Consider the following 24,783-nt stretch of genomic DNA (forward strand, 5'->3'; position numbering starts at 1 on the left):
GCCTTCTGTGGGGATCACTGTGTGGTCCCCACAGCGGCGTTTTCGGAAGATTGAAACGGAACTCCCATCATGATCAGATTCATCCTCCGACGATTGCTGTCGACAGCGCTCGTGCTCCTCGTCGTCACCTTCGTCCTCTACCTGCTCCTCAACGTCGCGCTCGACTTCTTCTGGGACCTGCGCGCGAGCACATCACCGAACATCGAAGCTCTCTACGAGTCGCGTCGACGTCTCCTCGACCTCGACACTCCGGCCATCGTCCGGTATTTCAAGTGGTTGGCAGGAGTCGGCGGCTGCGCCATCGGCCAATGTGACTTCGGCATCGCCTGGAAGTCGGGTCAGGAAGTCACCGAACAGCTGCAGGGCGCGATCGTCAACACGATCAAGCTCATCACCGCCTCGACGATCGTGGCCATCATCCTCGGCATCGCCGTCGGCATGATCTCGGCCATCCGCCAGTACTCGGGCTTCGACTACTTCATCACCTTCGTCTCGTTCCTCCTCTACTCGCTGCCCGTCTTCTGGGTGGCGGTGCTGCTCAAGCAGTACGGAGCGATCGACATCAACAACTTCATCAACGATCCGACCTTGGAATCCTGGTGGCCGATCATCATCGGCTGTGTGGCCATGGGGCTGTTCTGGATGGGTGCGCTCGGCGGCAGCGCGAAGCGTCGCGTGATCACCTTCGTCGCCGCAGCGGTCATCACCTTCGGCACCATCTACTACATCCTCGCCAGCGGCTGGATGCAGCACCCGACGATCGGCCTCCTCGGCGTGGTCGTCATCGGCGCCGGTGCGGCCATCGTCATGACGTACCTGTCGACGGGCCTGAAGAACCGCCGCGTGCTCTATGCCACACTCATCACGGTGGCCGTCGGCGCGCTGCTCTACTGGCCGCTGATGAACCTCTTCTACTACGTCGACATGAACTGGCTGTGGATGTTCGGGCTCTTCATCGTTGCGATCGCCGTCGCCGTCGGCATCGGTCTGGCATTCCGAGGCCCGGATCCCTGGGATACCGCGCGCACGACGAGCTTCACGGCCATCATCGTGGCAGTGCTCATCTTCGCCGACCGTGTGCTGCAGGGCTGGCAGGAGTATTCGGACGACCCGGCCATCAACAATCGTCCGATCGCGACGATCGGTGCATCGGCGCCGAATATCGACGGCGACTTCTGGATCACGAACCTCGACTCGTTCACTCACCTGCTGCTGCCGTCGATCGCTCTCGTGCTCATCTCCTTCGCCTCGTACACCCGCTATACCCGCGGTTCGATGCTCGAGGTCCTGGGCCAGGACTACATCCGCACGGCACGAGCCAAAGGTCTCAACGAACGTACGGTGATCATGCGGCACGCTATGCGCAATGCGCTGCTGCCATTGGCCTCGGTCGTTCCCGTCGACATCATCACAATGATCGGCGGTGCCGTCATCACGGAGACGATCTTCGGCTGGAACGGCATGGGCAAGCTCTTCATCGATTCGCTGAGACAGGCAGAGCTCGACCCGGTCATGGCCTACATCCTGATCACAGGCCTGCTCGCTATCATCGCCAACCTGGTCGCGGACTTCCTCTATGCCGTCCTCGACCCGAGAATCCGAGTGAACGCATGAGTACTGACAACGACAAACAGAACGCTCTCGCCCTCGACGAAGTCGGGGACAATGCGATCGAGTCGAAGGAGACCGAAGGTCTTTCCCAGGGCAAGATCGTCCTGCGCAAATTCCTCCGTCACAAAGGCGCGATGATCTCCATCGTCGTCCTTGTGCTCGTGGCCATCTTCGCCTTCAGCGCACAGGGATTTGCGGGAATCCCCGGTTGGTGGAAGTTCAGTCATACGGCGTCCGGGCCCGTGGTCAACCCCGGCGGAGCCCCGACCTGGTCGTTTGCGAACTTCTTCTCACTCGGTGATCATCCCTTCGGTCAGGATGAGATCGGTCGTGACAACTTCTCCCGAGTGATGAAAGGGACACAGATCTCTCTCGTCGTCATGTTCATCATCGGCATCGTCTGCCTGATCATCGGCACGGTCGTCGGTGCTGTTGCGGGCTACTACCGCGGTTGGGTCGATTCGGTGCTCATGCGCATCACCGACGGTTTCGTCATCCTGCCGGTCATCGTGGTCGGATCGATCCTCGGTGTGCTCGTCGGCGGAGCGAACGGCCCGCTGCTCGGTGTGGCGCTGGGCTGCATCCTCTGGGTGGGTCTTGCACGTCTCGTCCGCGGTGACTTCATGTCGCTGCGCGAACGGGAGTTCGTCGATTCGGCCCGCGTGGCCGGGGCCAGCGATTTCCGGATCATGTTCAAGCACATGCTGCCCAATGCCATGGGCGTCATCATCGTCAACACGACGCTGATCATGAGTCAGGCGATCGTGCTCGAAGCCTCGCTGAGCTACCTCGGCTTCGGCATCAAACCGCCCGGCATCTCGTTGGGACAGCTCATCAGCGAATACCAGACCTCCTTCGCCACTCGCCCGTGGCTGTTCTGGTGGCCCGGCTTGTTCATCATCGTCATCGCTCTGTGTGTGAACTTCATCGGCGACGGTCTGCGAGACGCGTTCGACCCGCGGATGAAGACCATCCCGAGTTGGAGGAAGATGAAGAAGGCCGAGCGCATGGCACAGAAAGAGGCGAAGTGATGGCTGAGAAGAAAGCAGAGGCCCAGCCGAAGACGGGCTCCCCGATCCTCGAGGTCAATGACCTCGGAGTCCAGTTCTGGGTCAGCGACGAATGGTGGATGGCCGCCGAACACCTCGACTACACAGTCAATGCCGGCGAGGTTCTTGCGATCGTCGGCGAGTCCGGCTCCGGAAAGTCGCAGTCGAGCATGTCACTGCTCGGCCTCCTGCCGAGCAACGGCCGTGCGACCGGCTCAGCGAAGCTCAATGGGCGCGAACTCATCGGCATGCCTCCGGAGAAGATGCAGGCCGTGCGCGGCAATGACATCTCCGTGATCTTCCAGGAGCCGATGACTGCGCTCAACCCGGTATACACCGCGGGGTACCAGATCGTGGAGACGCTGCGCGTCCACCTCGACATCGGTCCCAGTGAGGCGAAGCAACGGGCGCTCGAGCTCATGCGGCTGGTGGAGATCCCTGATCCGGAGGATCGGTTCCATTCGTTCCCGCATCAGCTCTCCGGCGGTCAGCGTCAGCGCATCATGATCGCGCAGGCTCTGGCCTGTCAGCCGAAGCTGCTCATCGCCGATGAGCCGACCACGGCGCTCGACGTCACGGTGCAGGCCGAGATCCTCATGCTCATGCGCGAACTGAAGTCGAAGCTCGATGCGGGCATCATCCTCATCACGCACGATATGGGCGTGGTGGCGGATATGGCCGATCGCATCATCGTCATGCGCGCCGGCAAGGTGGTCGAATCGGGTACCGCGGAGGAGATCTTCTACAACCCGCAGCATCCGTATACGAAGCAGCTCCTCGAGGCTGTTCCCCACCTCGGTGAGGGTACCGACAGCGAAGCATTCGGCGGCAGCATCGACGATGTCGAGGCCTCGCTGTCCGATATCACTTCCGATCAGGCCTCGCACGCCGATGACCCGGTCGGCGCACCGGACTCCGCCGTAGGTGGCGACGGTCTCTCCGAGGCCGGGGCTGCCGATATGGCCGTGGCCGAGGCTCGCGCTCAGGTGACCGCGCAGGACCGTCCCGATATCGAGATGGACTCCACGGAGACGTACTACCATCCAGGTTCGCAGGCGGACTTCTCGAAGCCCTCTGCCCTGCAGCTGCGTGACGCCGCGATCGAGTACCCCGCAATCGGACGGAAGAAGGCCTTCCGCGCCGCTCATCACATCAATCTCATGATCGCCCCCGGCGAAGTCGTGGGCCTGGTGGGGGAGTCGGGGTCGGGCAAGACCACGATCGGGCGCGCCGCTCTCGGGCTGCTGCCCACCGTTGAAGGCGACATGGTCGTCAACGGCACGAGCATCAAGGGCCTGAGCAATAAGCAGATGAGGCCCCTGCGCAAGGAAGTCGGGATCGTGTTCCAGGATCCCGGTTCCTCGCTCAACCCGCGACTGCCGGTCGGAGAGTCGATCGGTGAGCCGCTCTACCTCCACGAGGGGATGAAAGGGCCGGAGCTGAGCAAGCGGGTCGAGGAGCTGCTGACCGCGGTCGAACTGCCGACTTCTATGCGCAACCGCTATCCGCATGAGCTCTCCGGAGGTCAGCGACAGCGCATCGGCATCGCCCGTGCCCTGACCCTGCGCCCGAAGCTGCTCATCGCCGATGAGCCGACCTCGGCCCTCGACGTGTCCGTGCAGGCGAAGGTCCTCGACCTGTTCGAAGGCCTGCAGAAGGAATACGGCTTCGCGTGTCTGTTCATCAGCCACGACCTGGCCGTGGTCGAGCGCATCGCCGAGCGCATCGCGGTGATGCGCCACGGCTACCTCGTCGAGATCGGCAAGTCCTCACAGGTCGTGTCGAACCCCGTCCACCCGTACACACAGCGTCTGCTGTCTGCGGTTCCCGTTCCGGATCCGCAGGAGCAACGCAAGCGTCGGGAGGCCAGAGACGCGGTTCTCGAGGCCACGATGAACGCCTGAGTCCGCCCAAGCTGACGGCCACCTGCACGCGAGAGCGTGCGGGTGGCCGTATAATTGTCTGTTGGGTCCGGGCTGGACCGATCTCTCTATCTCAAAAAGGTTCTTGATGACTGAAGCCATCACACGACGGGAAAACCGCCGAAACGTAGCAATCGTCGCACACGTCGACCACGGCAAGACCACGCTGGTCGACGCCATGCTCCGGCAGACCGGTGTGTTCAGCGAACACGGCGACTTCGCCGAACGCGTCATGGATTCAGGCGACCTCGAACGTGAGAAGGGCATCACCATTCTCGCGAAGAACACCTCCGTCCTCTACAACGGTCCCTCGGCCGGCGAGGACCCCATCGTCATCAACGTCATCGACACCCCCGGGCACGCCGACTTCGGTGGTGAGGTCGAGCGCGGACTGTCCATGGTCGACGGCGTCGTCCTCCTCGTCGACGCATCGGAAGGTCCGCTGCCGCAGACCCGCTTCGTCCTGCGCAAGACGCTGGCCGCGAAGCTGCCCGTCATCCTCGTGATCAACAAGACCGACCGTGCCGATGCCCGCATCGACGGAGTCGTCGAGGAAGCTCAGGACCTGCTCCTGGGTCTGGCCTCCGACCTCGCCGACGAAGTCCCCGACCTCGACGTCGACTCCGTCCTCGATGTGCCCGTCGTCTTCGCCGCCGCGAAGGCAGGTGCCGCCTCCCTCGAACAGCCCGCCGATGGAGCGGTCCCGGACAACCCCGACCTCGAACCGCTGTTCAAGACCATTCTCGAGACGATCCCGGCACCGGAGATCAACTCCGACGGCATCCTCCAGGCACATGTCACGAACCTCGACGCCTCGCCGTTCCTCGGCCGTCTGGCTCTGCTGCGCATCTTCGGCGGCACGTTGAAGAAGGGGCAGCAGGTCGCCTGGGCCCGCGGTGACGAGATCAGCTCGGTGAAGATCACCGAACTGCTCGAGACCCAGGGTCTCGACCGGGTGCCCGCCACGGAGGCCTCGGCCGGTGACATCGTCGCCGTCGCCGGCATTCCCGACATCATGATCGGTGACACGCTCACCGACATCAACAATCCGAAGCCGATGCCGGCGATCGTCATCGACGATCCGGCGATCTCGATGACCGTGGGTATCAACACCTCCCCGTTGGCCGGCCGTGAGAAGAACACGAAGGTCACCGCCCGCATGGTCAAGGACCGCCTCGACCAGGAGCTCGTCGGCAACGTCTCGCTCAAGGTCGTCCCGACCGAACGCCCCGACGCCTGGGAGGTCCAGGGTCGCGGTGAGCTGGCTCTGGCCATCCTCGTCGAGCAGATGCGCCGTGAAGGATTCGAACTCACGGTCGGCAAGCCTCAGGTTGTGACCAAACAGGTCGACGGCAAGGTCCATGAGCCCTTCGAAGAGCTCACGGTCGATGTGCCGGAGGACTACCTCGGCGCCGTGACCCAGCTGCTGGCTGCCCGCAAGGGTGTCATGTCGACCATGACGAACCACGGCACCGGCTGGGTGCGGATGGAGTTCAAGGTCCCCGCTCGCGGCCTCATCGGATTCCGCACTCGGTTCCTCACCGAGACCCGCGGCACCGGTATCGCGAACACGATCTCGGCCGGATACGGACCGTGGGCCGGCAACATCGAGTTCCGCATCAACGGATCTCTCGTGGCCGACCGCGCGGGAACAGTGACCCCGTACGCGATGATCAACCTGCAGGACCGCGGTACCTTCTTCGTCGAACCGACCTCCGAGGTCTACGAAGGCCAGATCGTGGGCGAGAACTCGCGCGCCGACGATATGGACGTCAACATCACGAAGGAGAAGAAGCTGACGAACATGCGTTCGGCTTCTGCCGACAGCTTCGAGAACCTCACTCCGCCGCGCAAGCTGACCCTCGAGGAGAGCCTCGAGTTCGCTCGTGAGGACGAATGCGTCGAGGTCACCCCGGGTGCCATCCGCATCCGCAAGGTCGAACTCGATCAGAAGGAACGCGCAAAGCTCTACGCGAAGATGCGCCGCCAGAACGCCTGAGCCGGATTCCTTGATCCGGCAGCACCGAATGACCTCGAGCACCCAGGAACCAATGACTGTTACGCCACGCGTCCTCTTCGTGCACGCTCATCCCGACGATGAGACGATCACGACGGGCGGCACGATCGCCGAATTGGTCTCCGAGGGTGCCGAGGTCATGGTGCTCACAGCCACCCGCGGTGAGGGCGGCGAGGTCATCCCCGCAGAGCTGAAGCAGCTCGAGGGCGACCGGGCCGGTCTCGCCCGGGTCCGGGAGCAGGAGATCGCCGAGGCGATGCGTGCTCTCGGCGTGCGTATGCACACCTTCCTCGGCGGGACCACGCGCACCTTCGAGGATTCGGGAATGGAATGGGGACCGGACGGTCACGCTCGACCCGCGGCATCGATGACCGACAACGCTCTGTGCGCAGCCGACATCACGACCGTGGCCAGACACATCGCCGCCGTCATCGACGCCTTCGAACCGCATGCGATCATCACCTACGCCGCCAACGGGGGCTATGGTCACCCCGACCACGTGCGGGTGCACGAGGCCACGACCGCGGCAATCGACTTCGCCGAATGGCGGACCGGTCGACTGCTCTACGTCGACACCCCCACCGAGGTGGCCCGCCGTTCGTTCGATCCGCACCAGGCAGGCTTCGCAGACACCGGATTCGCCCCCGCCGACACGATCCCGGCCAAACCGCCGGTCGGTCAGATCGTCATCGACCAGGACGTCAGCGCGGTGCTGCCGGCGAAACGGGCAGCGCTGGAAGCTCACCGCACGCAGGTAAGTGTGTCGGGCGGCTTCTTCGCTCTGTCCAACGGCGTCGGTCAGAAGATCGGCGATCGCGAATACTTCTCGATCGGGGCAGGCACTCCGATCTCATCCGAGATCCTCAACACCGGACCGGCCCCGCACGTGCTCACCGGCCTCGATGTCGCAGCGGTCGAAGCTCAGGAGAACGCGGCGGCTCAGTCCCTGCGACGGCGACGGGAACCGCGGAAGCCCGGAATCTTCGCCTACCTCCACTCCGCTGTGCTCGGACTGCTCATCGCGTTCCTCGGCACCATGCAGCACCTCAACGTCACGGTGGTCAACCTCGGCGAGACCCCGATCATCCTGCCGTGGGGACTCGTGCTGGCCCTGGCTCTGGCCGCTGCGGGGCTGTGGCACCTGAAGACGATGTATCGCAGCAGCGCCCCGATGCTGGTCGCCGCCGTGATCATCGCCGTACTGTCCTTCGTCTTCGGCCAGCCGAAGTGGCTGCCCGGCGCCGATATGATCGTCACCGGACTGCTGCGTTCCGTTGTGTGGCTGCTCGGACCGATGGTCCTGGCTGCCGTCTTCTCCTTCATCAACGTGCGCGGGCACGATCGCACTCGCTAGACTCGTGCGAACCGCACCGAATCAGTCGTTATCGACACCCTCGGGAGAATGATGCCGACCAATACCCTGTCCGATGGAACCTCGAACGCAGGCGGGCCCGACCCGTCCGGCAGCGCTGCCCGGAAGAAGTCGGTCTGGCCCTTCATCCTCGTGGCCGTCGTCGTGCTGGCCGCCATCTATGTGGTGATCGGCTTCTTCAGCGGTCGCATGCTCGCACCGGGGACGACCGTGGCCGGAATCGACATCGGCGGCAAGTCCGCGACAGACGCCGAGAACACCCTGCGCAACGACCTGCGCGATGACGCGGAGAAGGACATCGTCTTGAAGGCCGGAGAACCGACGGCGAAGCTCGACCCGAAGAAGGCCGGAATCACCTTCGACGCGGAAGCGACAGTCGAGCGCATCACCGGCTTCAGCCTCGACCCCACCGTCATCTGGGACCGCCTGTTCGGCGAGGACGAAGTCGATCCCGTCATCGAGGTCGACGAGGAGAAGTTCGACAAGGAGACTGCGAAGGTCACGGAATCCCTGGCCGTGGATCCCAAGGACGCCGAACTCGAGTTCGACAAGACCACACCGAAGGTCAAGGACGGCAAGATCGGCCAGACCGTCGAGACCGCCGCCGTGCGCACCGCCGTCGACGATCATTGGCTGCGCACCGAGGATGCTCTCCCGGTCAGTCCGAAGAGCGTCGATCCCGATATCACCACGTCCGAAGCCGAAGACATGGCCGACGGATTTGCGAAAGACGCCGTGAGCAAGGACCTCACGATCACGGCGAAGCCTGCGAAGGATGCGGACTCGGAGGTCAAGGGCGGTGACCTCACCGTGTCCCCGAAGACCGTCGCGAAGACTCTGACGTTCAAAGCCGAGGACTCGAAGCTCAAGCCTGTCTTCGATCAGGAGGCTTTGCAGAAGGCCGTGCTGGCCGCGAACAAGGACATCGGACGACCGGCCGAAGACGCGAGTTTCGAGATCAAGGACGGCAAGCCCGAGGTCGTGCCATCCCGCGATGGAATCGGAATCAAGGCCAAGGAACTGACCGCCGCGGTCACCGACGCCATCAACGGCAAGGAGGACAAGCCCACGGTCACTCTGGCCTCGGTCAAACCCGAGTTCACGACGAAGGACGCGAAGAAGGCCGATGTCTCCGACACCGTGTCCCACTTCTCCACCGGCTACAGCTCCGAACCCAACCGCGATACGAACCTGCGGGTGGCCGCGAAGAGGGTCTCCGGCACGGTTCTCAAGCCCGGTGAGCAGTTCTCCCTCAATGAAGCTCTGGGCCAGCGCACCGCCGCAAACGGCTACAAACCTGCCGGCGTGATCTCCGAAGGGCAGATGAAGGAAGACTACGGCGGCGGCGTCTCGCAGGTGTCGACGACCCTGTTCAATGCAGCGTTCTTCGCCGGCTTCGAACTCGACGAACACCAGGCGCATTCGCGCTATATCTCCCGCTACCCGGAGGGCCGCGAGTCGACCCTCGACTGGTCGTCGATCGATATGAAGTTCACGAACAACTCGAAGACTCCGGTCGTCCTCGACATGTACCTCAAAGACGGAGAGGTCCACGCGAAGGTCTTCGGCGTCAAGAAGTACGATGTGTCGGCCGACGCCTCGGACCGGTTCAACCACACCTCACCGGGGTCGGTCACCGAAAGCGGGCCTTCTTGCTCCCCTCAGTCGCCGAAGGGCGGCTGGTCGATCCGGATCACCCGGACCATGAAAGACATCGCTTCGGGTAAGACCACGAAGGACGGCTTCACCACGGTCTACCGGCCGGTGAACAAGGTCGAGTGCAAGGGCTGAGCCCTCCCCGCTGGATTCCGGCCGGCTGACCGGTCAGCGTGCTTCGGCGTACCAGGACCGGTGACGCACTGCGGCTCCGAGAGAGGCGAAGAGGCCCAGTGATGCCTCATTGCTCGACTCGACGTCGACGAGGTAGGACCTGACCCCGCGCTGAGCGAGCAGTGCTGCCGCGGCTGCGGCCACCGAACGTCCGGCACCGCGTCTGCGCAGATCGGGACGGGTGATGAGGTTGGTGATGACCCCCCATTTGCTGCGCTCGACCACCCTGCAGGCCGCCACCATAGTCCGGGACCCATCGGGATGCTCGGCGTAGGCGGTGACGAACTCACACGGCTGATCGGCTTCGATGAGCGTCTTGAACGCCTCAGCTGAACCCGGTTCCTCACCGGGGTTGCGCTGCGACGTCCATGCGGCGAAATGCTCGGAGGTCGGGGCATCGGAGACGTCGACGATCAGTCCGGCCGCGGCCGCCTCGGCGGGGGAGGATGCACCGCCGGCTGCCTCTGCCGTGGCGCCTGTGAGCAGAAGTGTGGCCTCGGAAGGGGTGTAGCCGCGAGCCGAGAGCAGGGGAGCGAGCCCCTCACATTCGGGTGCCAGCGTCGAGGAATCGTCAGCGGAATAGATCTGGACGCGGCTCGGCCTGCCTCGGGTCCGATACCATTCCTCGACGGCGTCGAGGCCCTGTTCCCACCCGAGTCCGGTGTCGGTCACGGGCAGGCAGGAATTGGCGCGCCGGGTCGCGGACTCCGAATGGCGTAACAGCCAGCCCTTCTGCAGCAGACTGACCTCGGCAGCCGCCTCGGTGCCTTCGTTGCGCAGATTCTCCACGTGCAGCCAGGACACGTCGTGAGGAAGCCAGGCGGCGGCCGAGATGCGCCGCAGATCCACGGCGGAGACGATCTCATGCGTGCGCCCGGCCTTCGTCGGAGCCGGGGGCACCTCGTGGACGAGGAGGATCTGGGCGCGAGCGATGCGCAGGGGACCGCGCTTCGTATCGATCTCGAGCCCCGCCTCGTCGACGGCTGTGACGACGCCGAGGGCATCCGACGTCGAATGGGTGTCACCGGGTGCGAGCGAATACCGCACGACCACTCGTCTGCCGGGCTGCAGATCGTCCACTTCTGGCCTTCCTCCGCGAAATTGATGCCCTCCCACCCTATGACACGCGCGCCCCGGTCGGGTGCAGGCGTGGTCAGGGATGTCAGATGCAATGCGAATCACTTGAGACCGGTGGTCACGGGAATCGGGCGAAGGCGTATTGTGGGATGTATATGCGCACCATCTGTGAGTCTTTCGAGGAGTCAGCCCAGTGACGTACATCATTGCCCAGCCCTGTGTCGACCTCAAGGACAAGGCTTGCATCGACGAATGCCCCGTCGACTGCATCTACGAGGGCGAACGCAGCCTGTACATCCACCCCGACGAATGCGTCGACTGCGGTGCGTGCGAACCGGTGTGCCCCGTCGAGGCCATCTTCTATGAGGACGATGTGCCCGATGAGTGGGAAGAGTACTACAAGGCCAATGTCGAATTCTTCGACGACCTCGGTTCGCCCGGCGGTGCCGCGAAGCTCGGCAACACCGGCAAGGACCATCCGATCATCTCCGCCCTGCCGCCGCAGAACCACGACGACTGACCGATGACGAACGCCTTCGGACTCAACCTCCCGGACTACCCCTGGGACCGTCTCACGGAATACCGCAACCGGGCCGCCGAGCATCCCGACGGAGTGTGTGACCTCTCCATCGGCACTCCGGTCGACCCCACCCCCGAGGTGATCCGGCGTGCGCTGTCGGACGCAGGGGATGCGCACGGCTACCCGACGACTGCCGGAACCGCACAGCTTCGTGAAGCCATCGCCTGGTGGTACGAGAACTGGCACTCGGTTCAGCTCGATCCCGCCACGGAGATCCTGCCGACTGTGGGCTCGAAGGAGCTCGTAGCCTGGCTGCCGACCCTGTTGGGACTGCGCGAGCGAGGACTGGCCGTCGCCTGTCCCTCCGCTGCCTACCCGACCTACGAGATGGGTGCGACGATCGCTGGTGTCGAATGCCGCCGTCTCGACGCCGCGCAGATCGTCGACGGGGAGTCATTGGACGGTGTCGGTCTGCTGTGGATCAACACGCCGAGCAACCCGACCGGTGAGGTCCTCGACGTCGACACCATCGCCGAGGTGGTTCGCCGTGCTCGTGCCGCCGGAGTCGTCGTCGCATCGGACGAATGCTACGGACTGCTCAATTGGGAATCCGATGAGCCGGCGCCGAGCGTACTTGCAGCCGCGGGGGAGTCGAATGCCGGTGTGCTGAGTGTGTACTCGATGTCGAAGCAGTCGAACCTCGCCGGCTACCGCGCGGCGTTCGTCGCCGGTGATGCCGAGCTCATCTCAGATCTCACCCGCTCACGCAAGCACGCGGGAATGATCGTGCCGTTCCCGATTCAGGAAGCCATGGTCGCCGGACTCCGCGACACCGAACACGTGCTGGCGCAGAAGGAGACCTACCGGTCACGACGCGAGCAGCTGCGAACTGGTCTCGAAGAGTACGGATTCCGCATCGACCATTCGACTGCCGGTCTCTACCTGTGGTCGACCGCGGACAAGAACTGCTGGGAGTCCCTGGCTGACCTTGCCGAACTCGGCATCGTGGCGGGTCCCGGAGAGTTCTACGGAGCGGCGGCTGCCGACCATGTGCGGATTGCGCTGACCGCCACCGACGAACGCATTCGAGCCGCGGCCGAGCGTCTTCGGGCCGCCGCGAGATGATTGCGAGGGCTGGGCACGGTGCGAGGAAGTCGACGGTTTCCGAGCGTCCGCTAAGTTCCTGCTAAGACTTCATGCAGGGCGAAAAACTGTTGTCTGCCCTGGTCAGACGTATTACCAGCCAGTAAATGAAGCGTGCAGTGATTTTCTGATTCCCGCAGTTGTCGGTAGTCTTTGAAAGAACTGTGCAAAACACCTCAGGAAGTTCTTGGGGTCGGTCAACGGTGAGGAGATCGAATGACTTCGGAGGCGAACCTCAGGATCGCTGATACGGAGCTGACACTGCCCGAGGTGTCAGCAACAGCGGGCAACAACGGATACCGTATCGGTTCTCTGCTCAAAGAGACCGGCGCGGTCACATACGATCCAGGGTTTGCCAACACTGCAACCACCTCGTCGTCCATCACCTACATCGATGGTGACAACGGTGAGCTGCAGTACCGCGGTTACCCGATCGAACAGCTCGCGGAACAGTCGAACTTCGTCGAAGTCTGCTACCTCCTCATCTACGGTGAGCTGCCGACTCAGGAACAGTACGATGCCTTCGACGCTCGCCTGCGCGGACACACCATCGTCCACGAGGACCTGCGGCGCTTCTTCCGAGCGTTCCCGTACGACGCTCATCCGATGCCTATGGTTGCAGCTGCCGTCGCGGCTTTGTCGACGTTCTACCAAGATGACCTCGACGTCTTTGACGAAGACCAGATCGACACCTCGTCGTTCCGTCTGCTCGCGAAGATGCCGACCATCGCGGCACTTGCGCATCGGAAGAACATGGGCCTGCCGGTCATCCACCCGGATAACTCGCTGAGCCTCGTGGAGAACTTCCTGCGAGTGAACTTCGGCGTTCCCGCTGAGGAATACGAACCGGATCCGCTGGCGGTCAAGGCCATGGATCAGCTGTTCATCCTCCACGCCGATCACGAGCAGAACTGCTCGACCTCGACGGTTCGCCTCGTCGGCTCGTCGCAGGCCAACGTGTTCCAGTCGATCTCGGCCGGCGTCAACGCCCTGGCCGGACCGTTGCACGGCGGCGCGAACTCCGCAGTGCTCGAGATGCTCGAGCAGATCGCGGCCTCCGATGACGGACCGAAGAAGTTCATGGAACGCGTGAAGAACAAGGAAGACGGCGTCCGTCTCATGGGCTTCGGTCACCGCGTGTACAAGAACTACGATCCGCGCGCGAAGATCATCAAGAAGACGGCTGACGAGGTTCTCGCGCGGTCCGGCGGCGACCCGCTGCTCGAACTGGCTCAGCAGCTCGAAGAGATCGCGCTGGCCGACGACTACTTCGTCGAGCGCAAGCTCTACCCGAACGTCGACTTCTACACGGGCCTCATCTACAAGGCTCTCGGATTCCCGACGAATATGTTCACCGTGCTCTTCTCGGTCGGTCGCCTGCCCGGCTGGATCGCCCAGTGGCGCGAGATGATCAAGGACCCCGAGACGAAGATCGGCCGTCCCCGACAGATCTACACGGGCGAATACAACCGGAACTACAAGGACATCAGCGAACGCTGAGTCCCGGCGGACGCAACGGCGTCGGAGCAGATTCGTCTGCCCGGCGCCGTTGTGCATTCACCTGCCCGGCACAGTCGTAACTGCCCAGGTCCGTCCCGCGCTGCCGCCCTTTCCCCCGCACCGGCTGCGCCGTTCCGCGCTGCCTTTTCCGCAGGTGCATTTCTCCGCCAGCCCTCCCGCCGCCGACTCTTCCTCACCGAGGTCCTTCGTTCGGCCTCCCGCACCGGTAGTGCCACTATGCGCCGCAGGAGGCTTCTCCTACACGTACCTGGGCATCCATCACCCTTCGTTCCACAACCCCCTGCAGGAACGGGGCGTCATGGCACGCGCGAGGTGTTTTGCCGCCAGCAGGGTGACTCGCCGCGAAGCATGTGGGACGCCTGGCGTCGGCGAGGAGGTGAATGCGCTGAGGGCGCGCCCACATGATGTGAACGCGCCCTCGTGTACTCGGCGCAGGCGATTCGGCGTCAGCCTCACCGTCAGCTCAGCGCTAAAACGCCGCAACTCCGCAGCGCCGTAACGCCGCAACTCCGCAGTGCCGCGGCGCGTTGTCGCTGCGAACGGCAGGTCGGTCGATGAGACCCGTTTCGCCGGTCGCCGGAGGCTGACTCAGTGGAGGTCGGGGTTGAGCTCGATGCCCTTGGAGTCGCGAGCGATCGCCTCGACGGTGCCGGTGACCGAATTGCGGCGGAAGAGGATGTTGTTCTTCCCGCTGAGCTCGGCGGCCTTGACCACGGCATCGTCTTCGCCGGGGACCGTCACGCGAGTGCCTGCAGTGATGTAGAGACCGGCTTCGACGATGCAGTCATCGCCGATGGAGATGCCGACACCGGCATTCGCACCCAGCAGGCTGCCCGAGCCGATGGAGATGCGGTGCGTGCCGCCGCCGGAGAGCGTACCCATGATCGAGGCTCCGCCGCCGATGTCGGAACCGTCCCCGACGACGACGCCCTGGGAGATGCGCCCTTCGACCATGGCCGAACCGAGAGTCCCGGCATTGAAGTTCACGAAGCCTTCGTGCATGACGGTGGTGCCGGGAGCCAGGTGAGCGCCGAGGCGGACGCGGTCGGCGTCGGCGATGCGCACACCGGAGGGGATGACGAAGTCCGTCATCCGCGGGAACTTGTCGAGCCCGTACACGGCAACAGGGCCGCGGGCGAGGAGCTTGGCGCGAGTGGCCTCGAAGTCCTCGGGGGAGCAGGCGCCGAAGGAGGTCCACACGACATTGGCGATATGGCCGAAGATTCCGTCGAGGTTGACGTCGTTGGGGGTCACGACGCGGTGGGACAGTGCGTGCAGACGCAGGTAGGCGTCGGCCGCCGAGGCGGGACCGGCGTCGAGATCGATCGTGGTGGTGACGACCTCTGAGCGGGTGCCGCGAGCTTCATCGGTGCCCTCCAGAGCGTCGAGACCGTCGTCGGCGGCGCGAGCGGTGGCGGCCGCCTCGGCGGTGTCGTGGGTATCGCCGGTGCTCAGTACCGGGTACCAGACGGAGAGGACGGTGTCGGAATGGATCGTGGCGAGTCCACGTGCGGAAACGATGCGTTCTGTCATGCCTCAAGCCTAGACGGTGGCGCCGTACTAGGCTAAGAGACATGACTGTCGATCCATCTGCTGAGACTGATGCCATATTCGCGCCCGTCGGCGACCTCGGCGAGTACCTGTTCGCCGCGGTGGGTGACCCGGCCGAACTCACCGGCCGACTGTGCGCCATCGAATCCGTGTCCGGGAACGAAACCGTCCTCGCCGATGCCGTCGTCGCTGTGCTGGAGAGGATCAGCGCGGGTCCGGGACCGGACCTGGAGATCCTCCGCGACGGAGACACCGTCATCGCTCGCACGAACCTGGGGCTGGCCGAGCGCATCGTCGTCGCCGGCCACCTCGACACCGTTCCCGTCGAAGACAACCTTCCGCCCGTACGCACCCACATGTCCGGAGACGACTACCCCGATGATGAGGTCATCTGGGGGCGGGGTGCCTGCGATATGAAGGCCGGAGTGGCGATGCAGCTGTCCACCGCGGCCGCGCTGACCAGTCCGAACCGCGATGTCACTTGGGTCTTCTACGACCATGAGGAGGTCGATGCCTCACTCAACGGACTCGGCCGCGTCTCCCGCAACCATCCCGATTGGCTGGCCGGTGACTTCGCGATCCTCGGCGAACCCTCGAACGCCTCCGTCGAAGGCGGCTGCAACGGAACCATCCGCGTCGACGTCACCACCACCGGAGTCCGGGCCCACTCGGCCCGTGCTTTCATGGGTGTCAACGCCATCCATGCTGCCGCCGAGATCCTCACCCGGCTCGCCGAATTCGAGACGGGCACCGTCACGGTCGATGGGCTCGACTACCGCGAATCCCTGTCCGCCGTGAACATCCGCGGGGGAGTCGCCGGCAACGTCGTGCCCGACGAGTGCGTGGTGTCCGTGAACTACCGCTTCGCTCCGAGCAAGTCGGCCGCCGAGGCGGAATCCTTCCTGCGCGAGCTCTTCACCGGATTCGACGTCGTCGTCACCGATGCCGCCGAGGGGGCCCGCCCCGGACTCGACCGGGCGATCGCCCAGGACTTCATCGACACCCTCGGTCTGTCCCCGGCACCGAAGCTCGGCTGGACGGATGTGTCCAGGTTCAGCGCCCTCGGCGTTCCGGCGGTGAATTTCGGTCCCGGCAACCCTCTGTACGCCCATAAGTCGGACGAGCATGTGAGAGTCACCGAGGTGGAACAGGCCACCGCAACTCTGCGCAGCTACCTTCAGGGCCGGTGAACGAGATGACCAGAGCGACAGACGACGTCGATGGCGAGCTTTCGAGTGCTCCCGGGCGCCTTTCCGCCGACGATCAGACAGGCGACCGGGGAGACGACCCAACAGGTGACCCGGGCTTCTACAGCAAGGGCCCGCTGAGGCTGAGCGGTGACCAGGTGCCGGCGACGACGACGGACCAGCGCCTCCTCGAATCGAAGTCGGGCACCGACTGGGTGCATGAGGACCCGTGGCGTGTCATGCGCATCCAAGCCGAGTTCGTCGAAGGATTCGGCTCGCTGGCCGAGATCGGACCGGCAGTGTCCATCTTCGGCTCAGCCCGTCTGAAAGCCGGCACCCAGGCCTATGCGGACACCCGCGAGATCGCTCGCCGCATCGCCGAGAACGGTAATGCGATCATCACCGGCGGGGGACCCGGAATCATGGAGGCCGGCAACCTCGGTGCCTGCGAGGGCGGGGGAGTGTCCATCGGGCTGGGCATCGAGCTGCCCTTCGAGACCGGACTCAACCAGCATGTCGAACTCGGCGTGAACTTCCGCTACTTCTTCGTCCGCAAGACCATGTTCCTCAAATACTCGCGCGGATTCGTCGTCATGCCCGGAGGCCTGGGCACTCTGGACGAGCTGTTCGAAGCCTTCACCATGGTCCAGACCGGCAAGATCACCTCATTCCCGATCGTGCTTTTCGGGACCGACTACTGGCGCGGGCTCGTCGACTGGATGCAGAACACCCTGCTGGCCGCAGGGACGATCAGCGAAACAGACCTGAACATGTTCACCCTCACCGATGACATCGACGAAGTCGTCGCCGCGATCGGACCGGGACACGGCCAGGACTCGGCCGCGGCGAATCCTGCGAACGGTCGACCATGAGGGGCGACATCTCATCAGTGCCGGAGGGCGAACGGTTCGATCTGGCCCGGGCTCGGCCCGGAACCCCGGCGATCATGGCCGTGATCAACCGCACCACAGATTCGTTCTACGAATCCGCCGCCACCCTCGACGAGGCGATCACGGCGGTGGAGGCGGCCGCCTCGGCGGGTGCTCAGATCGTCGATATCGGGGGAGTGCGCGCCGGCCGCGGACGGGAGATCTCCGTGGCCGAGGAGATCGACCGCGTGTGCCCGACCATCGAAGCAGTCGCAAGGTCCCACCCGCACGTGCTCATCAGCGTCGACACCTGGCGCCATGAAGTGGCCGAGGCTGCCTGCAGGGCCGGTGCGGGACTGCTCAACGACACCTGGGCCGGGATCGACCCGAAGCTCGCCGAGGTGGCCGCCCGACATGATGTCGGCATCGTCTGCTCCCACACAGGGGGGTTGGATCCGCGCACCGACGCCCACCGCAACCGCTATGGCCTAAAGGCCGGTGACGTCGTCGATTCCACCTTGGCAGGCGTCATCGACCTCGCCGAGGCGGCGCGTGCAGCAGGGGTGCGCGAAGACCGGATCATCATCGATCCCACTCCCGACTTCGGGAAGAACACGTACCACTCGCTTCGTCTGCTGCGTGAACTCGACCGATTCGCCGCCACCGGCTATCCGGTGCTGCTGGCGATCTCACGCAAGGATTTCGTCGGTGAGGCCATCGGTGAGGTCGCCCCGTCGGACCGGCTGTACGGAACGATCGCCGCGACCGCGCTGGCCGTCGAGAAGGGAGCGGCGATGATCCGCACCCACGATGTCAGGGCCACTGCCGACGCCATCGACGTGACCGTGGCGATCACCGGCGAAGCGGCGCCGAGACACACCGTGCGCGGACTGCGCTGAGCCTTCCGTGCAGGCGCCTATGCGAAAATGGGGGCATGCCTCTGTGGATTGTCATCGGTGTCGCAGCTGCGGTCTTCGTCCTCGTATTCGTCGTCGCAGCGACCTTCAACGTCTTCTCCTCCGAAACCGTCGACGAGGCCGAAGAGAGCTGGACCGGGCTGCCGGCGGAGTTCACCGTCAAGGACCTGGAATCGGTGCGGTTCCGGCCCGCCCTGCTCGGCTACCGGATGGAAGACGTCGACGCGGCCATGGCGATGCTGCGGGCACGCCTGAGCGAACTCGAAACCGCAGCCGCCCCCGCCGAGGCGGCATCGCCCACCAGACCGACAACCTCACCTGACGGACCGGAAACGGCTGCCGGACCACGATGAGCCGCCCCGCAGACCTCCCCGGAATCACCCTCGCCCCCGAAGTCTTCGACTCCTCCCGTTTCAGCCGCCTCGGCGCACTGTTCATGGCTCTGCCCGTGTGGCTGCAGGCCGTGGCAGTGTACTTCGCCTCCCGCGTCGTGAGCATGTCGATCTTCGCCGCAGTCCTCAAACGGCAGGACCCGGCGAACTGGTCGTCGTCGCCTGTGACGACGACGCTCAATGACTTCCTCAACTTCTGGGACGGCGGCTGGTACGGGCGCGTCGCCGATGAGGGCTATCCCCGCATCCTGCCCGTCGACGAATCCGGAGCGGTCGCGGAGAACCAGTGGGCGTTTTATCCGCTGCACCCCTCGATCGTGTCCACTCTGGCCGACCTCACGGGGCTGAGCTACGAAGTCATCTCGCCGATCGTGTCCACGATCGCGGCCGGTCTGGCCTCGATCGTCATCCTCCACCTCTTCCGGAAGTACGTCGATGCCGGTCAGGCGCTGATGGGCCTGGCGCTCGTGATGTTCTTCCCACCGGCCGCGATCTTCTCCACCGGCTATGCCGAATCACTGACCCTCCTGCTGCAGGCGTCGGCGCTGTTCCTCGTCGTCGAACGCCGCTATCTCACGGCGATCCCGGTCGTCGTCTTCATGGATCTGTCGCGGCCGATCGGCGTGGCGTTCTCGTTCTTCATGCTCTTCCACCTCATCGACCGCTTCCTCCGCCGCCGCAGCGATCCGTATCCGACCGGCGAGGTGATCCGGTCCTGGGCCCTGGGTGTGCTCTCCTGCGCAGCGGCCCTCATCCACCCGGTCCATGCCTGGTGGGCAACCGGATCGCTGACGGCCTATACCGACACCGAGGCGGCCTGGCACACCGGCGAGACCACGTTCGTCGTCCAGTGGGTGGCTCGGTCGATCAGCCTCATCGGTCCGCTCGGTCCGGTGCTTCTCGTCATCGTCGTCGCCGGAATGCTCGCGTTGATCTTCTCCCCGGCGGGAGCGCATATGGGACGGACACTGCAGCTGTTCTGCCTCGGGTACGGCCTGTATCTGCTCATCTTCTTCAATCCGCAGACCTCCACCCTGCGTCTGCTGCTGCCGTTGTTCCCGCTGGCCCTGACGTTGTCGCTGGTGCGCTCACGAGGCTATCGGGCCGCGATGCTGGTGGCCTATATCCTGCTTCAGATCGTATGGGTCGCCTACCTGTGGCACTTCACTCCGCCGGCCGATCTGCCGCCGTGATCGCCTGCTGATCTGCCGCCGTGACCGTCCGTTGGGCGGGAGAGTTACCGGGAACGCGCGGATCATGGAATAATCGTAGGTACATCATTCGGTCCACCTGGTGTGAACCGTCTTTGAATGACAACGGAAGGAAGAGCCCATATGGCAGCCCAGAAACCCCGCACCGGCGACGGACCTCTGGAAGTGACCGAAGAAGGCCGAAGCATGGTGATGCGGCTTCCAGTCGAAGGCGGAGGCCGTCTGGTGATCGAACTCAGCAGAGATGAAGCCACCGGACTCCATGACACTCTCGCCCAGACGCTGGGGCTCTGAGCCGACGGCCGCAGAACACGGCCGGACGGAGACGCACGAACAGCAGAGACTTACCTGTAAGTCTCTGCTGTTGTTGCATTCACCGGGTCTTCTGCAGCAGCAGCAGCCCTTCTCCGATGGGCAGCAGAACCCGTTCGAGGTGCTCCTGTTCGGCGATGCGGTTGAGCATGCTCCGTGCCGCCTGAGTCCGGGGACTGCGATCGACGGGATCGGCGACGGCGCCCTTGAGCAGAGTCTTGTGGATGACCAGCAGGCCCTGGGCATCGAGCAGGCGGAGAGAGGGTTGGATCATCCTCTCAAGGCTGCCCGGCTCCACGTCGATGAAGACCATGTCATAGGCCGAAGGCGCAAGACGTTTGAGCACCTCTTCGGCTCGACCGCTCATCAGCCGCAATCGCCCCGGCCGGATTCCTGCCATGTCGGCGAGGTCACGAGCTGCGCTCTGGGTCGTCGAATTCGTGTCGATCGACGTCAGTATCCCGGCGGTCGGCATCCCGCGCAGAAGTGACAGCGTCGACGTTCCCACACCGGTGCCGACCTCGACGGCCGCGACCGGTGTGAGCAGTCGGGCCAGCAGCGTCAGCGTCCTCGCCGTGGTCTGCGACACCGGTGCGATCCCGAACTCATGAGAGTGGGTGCGAGCGGCGTCGAGCAGCGGATCGGGACCGTTGTACTGTTCCGAGAAGGTGAGATCACCTGCATTTTCGCGTGCCAACCGGCCCCTCCCTTCTGGTGCTGAGTTCTCCCAAGTCTAACCGCAATCGGGGTCGATTCCTTGGCTGCGCCACAGTCGATCGAGTTCATCGACTTCGAGGAATGCCGCGCGTTCGACCCGCTCATGTGAATGCAGTGTGCCCTCCTCTTCCCAGTGGATGCGGGCGCGGGCGAAGATCTCGGGCGGCAGGATCCCGGCCGCGTTGACGACTCGCCACCAAGTGACGTTCGATCCGAATTCCCTCATCACCCGTCCGACATAGCGGGGTGAGCAATCGGCAACGGCGCCGACTGTCCCGTAGGCGACGACGCGTGCGGCGGGTACGAGTTCGATGATGCGCAGCACCCGTTCGACTGCTATCTCGTCCACTGCACCTCCCGGCAGCGGGATGTCGAACCTGAGCTGACCATGAGTCGATGCTACCGCCGTCCACGGTAGACTTGAGACCATGTTCGGTATCAACGGCACCGAAATGGTGATTCTGGTCGTTGTGGCGTTGGTCGTCATCGGACCCAAACGCCTACCCGAATACGCTCAGAAGCTGCGGGACTTCGTGCGGCAGATGCGTCGCATGGCCGAAGGCGCGAAAGACAGCGTCCGACGCGATTTCGGCGACGACTTCAAGGACGTGGACTGGCAGAAGCTCGATCCGCGCCAGTACGATCCCCGCCGCATCGTACGTGAGGCACTCGTCGAAGAGGATGCAGCCATCCGCGAGTCCAAACGTCAGGAACGGGCCTCTGAAGAATTGTCATCCGCTGAGTCCTCCGGTGCTGCCCTGTCCACTGAGACCGACACCGAGGCGACCCCTACCCGGGAGAAGTCACCCATCGAACGGTTCCAAGCTCAGATCGACCAGCGCGACCGTTCCGCTGCGGCACCGTTCGACCCCGAAGCCACCTGAGCCGCCCCCGGAACCCACCTGGGGTTGGGGCCGACGGCGTCTGTTGGGAATGTTTCATTCCCTCTTCCGTTCGGGCGTCAGTGGCTCAGTTCTTCATCACCGCGGGATGTTCGGGATTCGAGCACAGCTCATCGCCGTAGCCGCGGCAGAAGTACGACCCGCCCTTCTTCCACTCGATCCCGGAGAAGAGCTCGCTCACGGTCACTGCGTAGAGGCCCTTGTCCGCCACGGCCGAGAACACCTCCGGAGCAGCCTTCGCGGTCGACGGATGGATGGAATGCATGAGCACGATCGATCCGGGGCGAGTCAGTGACTGCACGCGTCGGGCCGTCTTCTTCGCATCTCTGTGCTGCCAGTCTCCGGTATCGACGTCCCAGATGATCGCAGGACCGCCCAGAGCATGTGCTGCGCGTTTGTCGAGGGCACCATAAGGCGGACGGACGAGAGGTTCGTCCTTCACACCGACCGAGCGCAGCGACCTGTCCGTCCGGTCGAGCTCTCTGCGGATCGTCGCCGAGGAGGTCTTGTCCATCTGCACATGCGAGAACGTGTGATCGTCGACTTCATGGCCGGCGGAGATGATGCGCTCGGCCACTTCGGGGAAGGCATCTGTGTTCTTCCCGAGGAAGAAGTATGTCAGACGGATGTTCGCCTCATCGGCTGCGTCGAGGATCGTCTGTTCGGTCTTCGCCTCTCCGGGACCGTCATCATAGGTCAGCGCCACACAGGGCAGCAGCGCGCAGGAGAAGTCGGGAGAGCGCAGATCGAACGGCTGCGGCAGTTTGAGACTGCTGTGCAGCGCCTTCTGGACACGGACGCCGATGGAGGACAGATCGGTGTCGGAGACGGCATCGTCATTGATCGTCAGCGTGCCGGTGTCATCGGCTCCGACGGCTGCGGGGTCGACCGGTGCGGCGAAGAGCCGGCGAGCATCGACTGTGCTGTCGTGGGCGAGATCGGTCAGCAGCAGCCTCGTCTGCGGATGCGGCGACTGAACATCGATTGCGGTCACGACGAATTTCCCGCCGCTTGCCAGCACCCGGGTGCTGATGTCGATGGCACGCGGGTCGACTCGAGACGCGGGAGCGTCATCGATGCTGGTCTGTGCTGGGGTGAAAGCCGTCGTCGGCCACCTGTGGACAGGGGCTGTCTGAACGGGGTCGAAGGCAGCGCGGTCGGCGAAGCCTCCGGAACCGTCGATGAGAGACAGCACATGTTCTTCGATCGCCGCATTCAACGAGGCGGCCGTGGGCAGTCCGAAGGTGTGGACGTCCAGTCGAGGTGTGCGTTCGTCTGAGACGAGCGCGTAGCTGCGCAGCACTGCGGAGAGAGCGTCCCGGTTCTCGGCGGCGATCGTTCGCTGCGCGGGTTCCACCGACCGTCCGGGGGCGGGGTCTGCTCGAAGAGCAGTGACGACAGCTCCGGCCAAGAGGACGAGAGCGGTCAGAGCGCTGAGGCCGGCGAAGACAGAGTAGACGAGGGTATCGCGAGGGGAGAGAGGAGACACCGAGTCAGACCGGGCTCAGTCCCAAGGACCTGCCGGACAGGCCGCGACTGCGTCGCCGCAGCGACTCCGCAAGGGTGTCGAAAGCCCTCGCCGCAGGCGAATCTGGACCGCCGAGCACGACCGGGGTACCCGCGTCCGAACCTTCCCGCAGACGAGTGTCCAAGGGGATCTGGGCGAGCAGCGGAACCTCCTGGTCGAGGGTGGCGGCGAGGTTCTCGGCCACGCTGGCACCTCCGCCGGAGCCGAACACCTCCATCCGAGTGCCGTCGGGCATCTCCATCCATGACATGTTCTCGATGACTCCCGCCAACGTCTGCTTCGTCTGTGTGGCGATGGATCCCGCACGTTCGGCGACTTGGGCGGCGGCCGACTGCGGTGTGGTGACGACGAGGAGCTCGGATCCGGGCAGCAGCTGAGCCACGGAGATCGCAATATCACCTGTGCCGGGAGGCAGATCGAGCAGCAGCACGTCGAGGTCGCCCCAGAACACATCGGTGAGAAACTGCTGCAGAGCGCGATGGAGCATGGGACCGCGCCAGACGACGGCCTGGCTCGGCGGGACGAACATGCCGATGCTCATCACCTTCACGTCGTGGGCGACCTGGGGCAGGATCATCTCATCGACTCGGGTCGGCTTGCCGGAGAGACCGAGCATACCGGGGATGGAGAAGCCGTAGATATCGGCATCGACGATGCCGACACGCAGGCCCTTGTCCGCCAGGGACACGGCGAGGTTCGCGGTCACCGACGACTTTCCGACTCCGCCTTTTCCGGACGCGATGGCATAGACCTTCGTCAGCGATTCCGGGCGATTGAAGGGGATATCGCGGGTGCCGGAGCCCTGCAGCTTCTCCTTCATCTCCTTGCGCTGTTCGGGGGTCATCGTGCCCAGAACGACAGCCACCTCGGCGACCCCGTCGACACCGGCCACCGCAGCCTTGGTGTCTTTGGTGATCGTGTCCTTCAGCGGGCACCCGGCGATCGTGAGGAGAACTGTGACGGTGACCTTGCCGCCTTCGATCACGATCGACTCGACCATATCGAGTTCGACGATGCTGCGGCGGATCTCAGGGTCGATGACCCCGGTCAGCGCCTCTCTCACGGCGTCCTCAGAGGGACCAGTCATGCCCACGTCCTTTCCTTCCCGGAACAGTGCTCCCGGGCCCTCAACACT

22 protein-coding genes are annotated in these 24,783 nt (G+C 64.2%); 16 read left to right on the plus strand and 6 right to left on the minus strand.

Features of this window, described 5'->3' with window-relative positions:
* Positions 1-69 precede the first annotated feature (69 nt).
* From HIM68_RS01650 to HIM68_RS01675, 6 genes are all read left to right on the plus strand, one after another.
* Entirely contained in the window at positions 70-1,614 is a 1,545-nt protein-coding gene (locus HIM68_RS01650) for an ABC transporter permease (RefSeq protein WP_139907628.1), read from the plus strand.
* Positions 1,611-2,642, plus strand: a complete 1,032-nt coding sequence (locus tag HIM68_RS01655) for an ABC transporter permease (RefSeq protein WP_139466925.1) — start codon at positions 1,611-1,613, stop codon at positions 2,640-2,642. The genes HIM68_RS01650 and HIM68_RS01655 overlap by 4 nt, the downstream gene beginning before the upstream one ends.
* Positions 2,642-4,564, plus strand: coding sequence for an ABC transporter ATP-binding protein (locus HIM68_RS01660; RefSeq protein WP_172169100.1), 1,923 nt, complete (start codon positions 2,642-2,644; stop codon positions 4,562-4,564). Before HIM68_RS01655 ends, HIM68_RS01660 begins: the two co-directional genes overlap by 1 nt.
* Before the next feature lie 106 nt (positions 4,565-4,670).
* Positions 4,671-6,581, plus strand: coding sequence for a translational GTPase TypA (typA, locus tag HIM68_RS01665; RefSeq protein ID WP_139466927.1), 1,911 nt, complete (start codon positions 4,671-4,673; stop codon positions 6,579-6,581).
* A 52-nt stretch (positions 6,582-6,633) separates the two neighbouring features.
* Positions 6,634-7,953: a PIG-L family deacetylase gene (locus HIM68_RS01670; RefSeq protein WP_172169103.1), complete on the plus strand. Its 1,320-nt coding sequence runs from the start codon at positions 6,634-6,636 to the stop codon at positions 7,951-7,953.
* Positions 7,954-8,001: 48 nt separating this feature from the next.
* Positions 8,002-9,762, plus strand: coding sequence for a VanW family protein (locus tag HIM68_RS01675; protein WP_253903685.1), 1,761 nt, complete (start codon positions 8,002-8,004; stop codon positions 9,760-9,762).
* A gap of 33 nt (positions 9,763-9,795) precedes the next feature.
* Here the strand turns inward: HIM68_RS01675 and HIM68_RS01680 are convergent, their stop codons facing one another.
* Positions 9,796-10,881: an N-acetyltransferase gene (locus HIM68_RS01680; protein ID WP_139907636.1), complete on the minus strand. Its 1,086-nt coding sequence runs from the start codon at positions 10,879-10,881 to the stop codon at positions 9,796-9,798.
* 190 nt (positions 10,882-11,071) lie between these two features.
* Between HIM68_RS01680 and fdxA the strand changes: the two genes are divergently transcribed.
* The 3 genes from fdxA (at position 11,072) to HIM68_RS01695 (ending at position 14,041) form a co-directional block, all read left to right on the plus strand.
* Positions 11,072-11,398 carry a ferredoxin gene (fdxA, locus tag HIM68_RS01685; protein WP_025776980.1) on the plus strand — a complete coding sequence of 109 codons (327 nt, stop codon included), beginning with the start codon at positions 11,072-11,074 and terminating at the stop codon, positions 11,396-11,398.
* A gap of 3 nt (positions 11,399-11,401) precedes the next feature.
* Positions 11,402-12,523, plus strand: coding sequence for a succinyldiaminopimelate transaminase (dapC, locus tag HIM68_RS01690; RefSeq protein WP_172169106.1), 1,122 nt, complete (start codon positions 11,402-11,404; stop codon positions 12,521-12,523).
* A gap of 234 nt (positions 12,524-12,757) precedes the next feature.
* Positions 12,758-14,041, plus strand: coding sequence for a citrate synthase (locus HIM68_RS01695; RefSeq protein ID WP_101544913.1), 1,284 nt, complete (start codon positions 12,758-12,760; stop codon positions 14,039-14,041).
* Between the two features lie 609 nt (positions 14,042-14,650).
* Here the strand turns inward: HIM68_RS01695 and dapD are convergent.
* On the minus strand, positions 14,651-15,595 hold the full coding sequence (dapD, locus tag HIM68_RS01700) for a 2,3,4,5-tetrahydropyridine-2,6-dicarboxylate N-succinyltransferase (RefSeq protein WP_139907645.1): 945 nt from the start codon (positions 15,593-15,595) through the stop codon (positions 14,651-14,653).
* Between the two features lie 41 nt (positions 15,596-15,636).
* Between dapD and dapE the strand changes: the two genes are divergently transcribed.
* The 6 genes from dapE to HIM68_RS01730 all read left to right on the plus strand — a co-directional run bounded on the left by dapE (position 15,637) and on the right by HIM68_RS01730 (position 20,483).
* Positions 15,637-16,803 (plus strand): succinyl-diaminopimelate desuccinylase, encoded by a 1,167-nt coding sequence (dapE, locus tag HIM68_RS01705; RefSeq protein ID WP_172169109.1) that lies wholly within the window; start codon positions 15,637-15,639, stop codon positions 16,801-16,803.
* Positions 16,804-16,808: 5 nt separating this feature from the next.
* Positions 16,809-17,672: a TIGR00730 family Rossman fold protein gene (locus tag HIM68_RS01710; protein WP_172169112.1), complete on the plus strand. Its 864-nt coding sequence runs from the start codon at positions 16,809-16,811 to the stop codon at positions 17,670-17,672.
* Positions 17,669-18,568: a dihydropteroate synthase gene (folP, locus tag HIM68_RS01715; RefSeq protein WP_216656715.1), complete on the plus strand. Its 900-nt coding sequence runs from the start codon at positions 17,669-17,671 to the stop codon at positions 18,566-18,568. Before HIM68_RS01710 ends, folP begins: the two co-directional genes overlap by 4 nt.
* Before the next feature lie 35 nt (positions 18,569-18,603).
* A complete protein-coding gene (locus HIM68_RS01720) occupies positions 18,604-18,939 on the plus strand; it encodes a DivIVA domain-containing protein (RefSeq protein ID WP_172169115.1) in 336 nt (111 codons plus the stop codon).
* Entirely contained in the window at positions 18,936-20,171 is a 1,236-nt protein-coding gene (locus HIM68_RS01725) for a hypothetical protein (RefSeq protein ID WP_139466935.1), read from the plus strand. The genes HIM68_RS01720 and HIM68_RS01725 overlap by 4 nt, the downstream gene beginning before the upstream one ends.
* Before the next feature lie 141 nt (positions 20,172-20,312).
* Positions 20,313-20,483 carry a DUF3117 domain-containing protein gene (locus HIM68_RS01730; RefSeq protein ID WP_064485784.1) on the plus strand — a complete coding sequence of 57 codons (171 nt, stop codon included), beginning with the start codon at positions 20,313-20,315 and terminating at the stop codon, positions 20,481-20,483.
* A 79-nt stretch (positions 20,484-20,562) separates the two neighbouring features.
* Here HIM68_RS01730 and HIM68_RS01735 read toward each other — a convergent pair whose 3' ends face one another.
* Positions 20,563-21,198 (minus strand): O-methyltransferase, encoded by a 636-nt coding sequence (locus tag HIM68_RS01735; RefSeq protein ID WP_139466936.1) that lies wholly within the window; start codon positions 21,196-21,198, stop codon positions 20,563-20,565.
* Positions 21,199-21,234: 36 nt separating this feature from the next.
* The gene (locus HIM68_RS01740; RefSeq protein ID WP_172169118.1) at positions 21,235-21,567 is read right to left on the minus strand and encodes an MGMT family protein; all 333 of its coding nucleotides are present in this window, start codon (positions 21,565-21,567) and stop codon (positions 21,235-21,237) included.
* A gap of 79 nt (positions 21,568-21,646) precedes the next feature.
* Between HIM68_RS01740 and HIM68_RS01745 the strand changes: the two genes are divergently transcribed.
* Entirely contained in the window at positions 21,647-22,102 is a 456-nt protein-coding gene (locus HIM68_RS01745) for a twin-arginine translocase TatA/TatE family subunit (protein WP_172169121.1), read from the plus strand.
* Between the two features lie 85 nt (positions 22,103-22,187).
* Here the strand turns inward: HIM68_RS01745 and HIM68_RS01750 are convergent, their stop codons facing one another.
* Positions 22,188-23,609 carry a polysaccharide deacetylase family protein gene (locus tag HIM68_RS01750; protein WP_172169124.1) on the minus strand — a complete coding sequence of 474 codons (1,422 nt, stop codon included), beginning with the start codon at positions 23,607-23,609 and terminating at the stop codon, positions 22,188-22,190.
* Positions 23,610-23,613: 4 nt separating this feature from the next.
* Positions 23,614-24,735 (minus strand): Mrp/NBP35 family ATP-binding protein, encoded by a 1,122-nt coding sequence (locus HIM68_RS01755; RefSeq protein ID WP_172169127.1) that lies wholly within the window; start codon positions 24,733-24,735, stop codon positions 23,614-23,616.
* Positions 24,736-24,783 lie beyond the last annotated feature (48 nt).

Origin of the sequence: Brevibacterium sp. CT2-23B (assembly GCF_013168765.1) — a bacterium.
Lineage (GTDB): Bacteria > Actinomycetota > Actinomycetes > Actinomycetales > Brevibacteriaceae > Brevibacterium > Brevibacterium sediminis.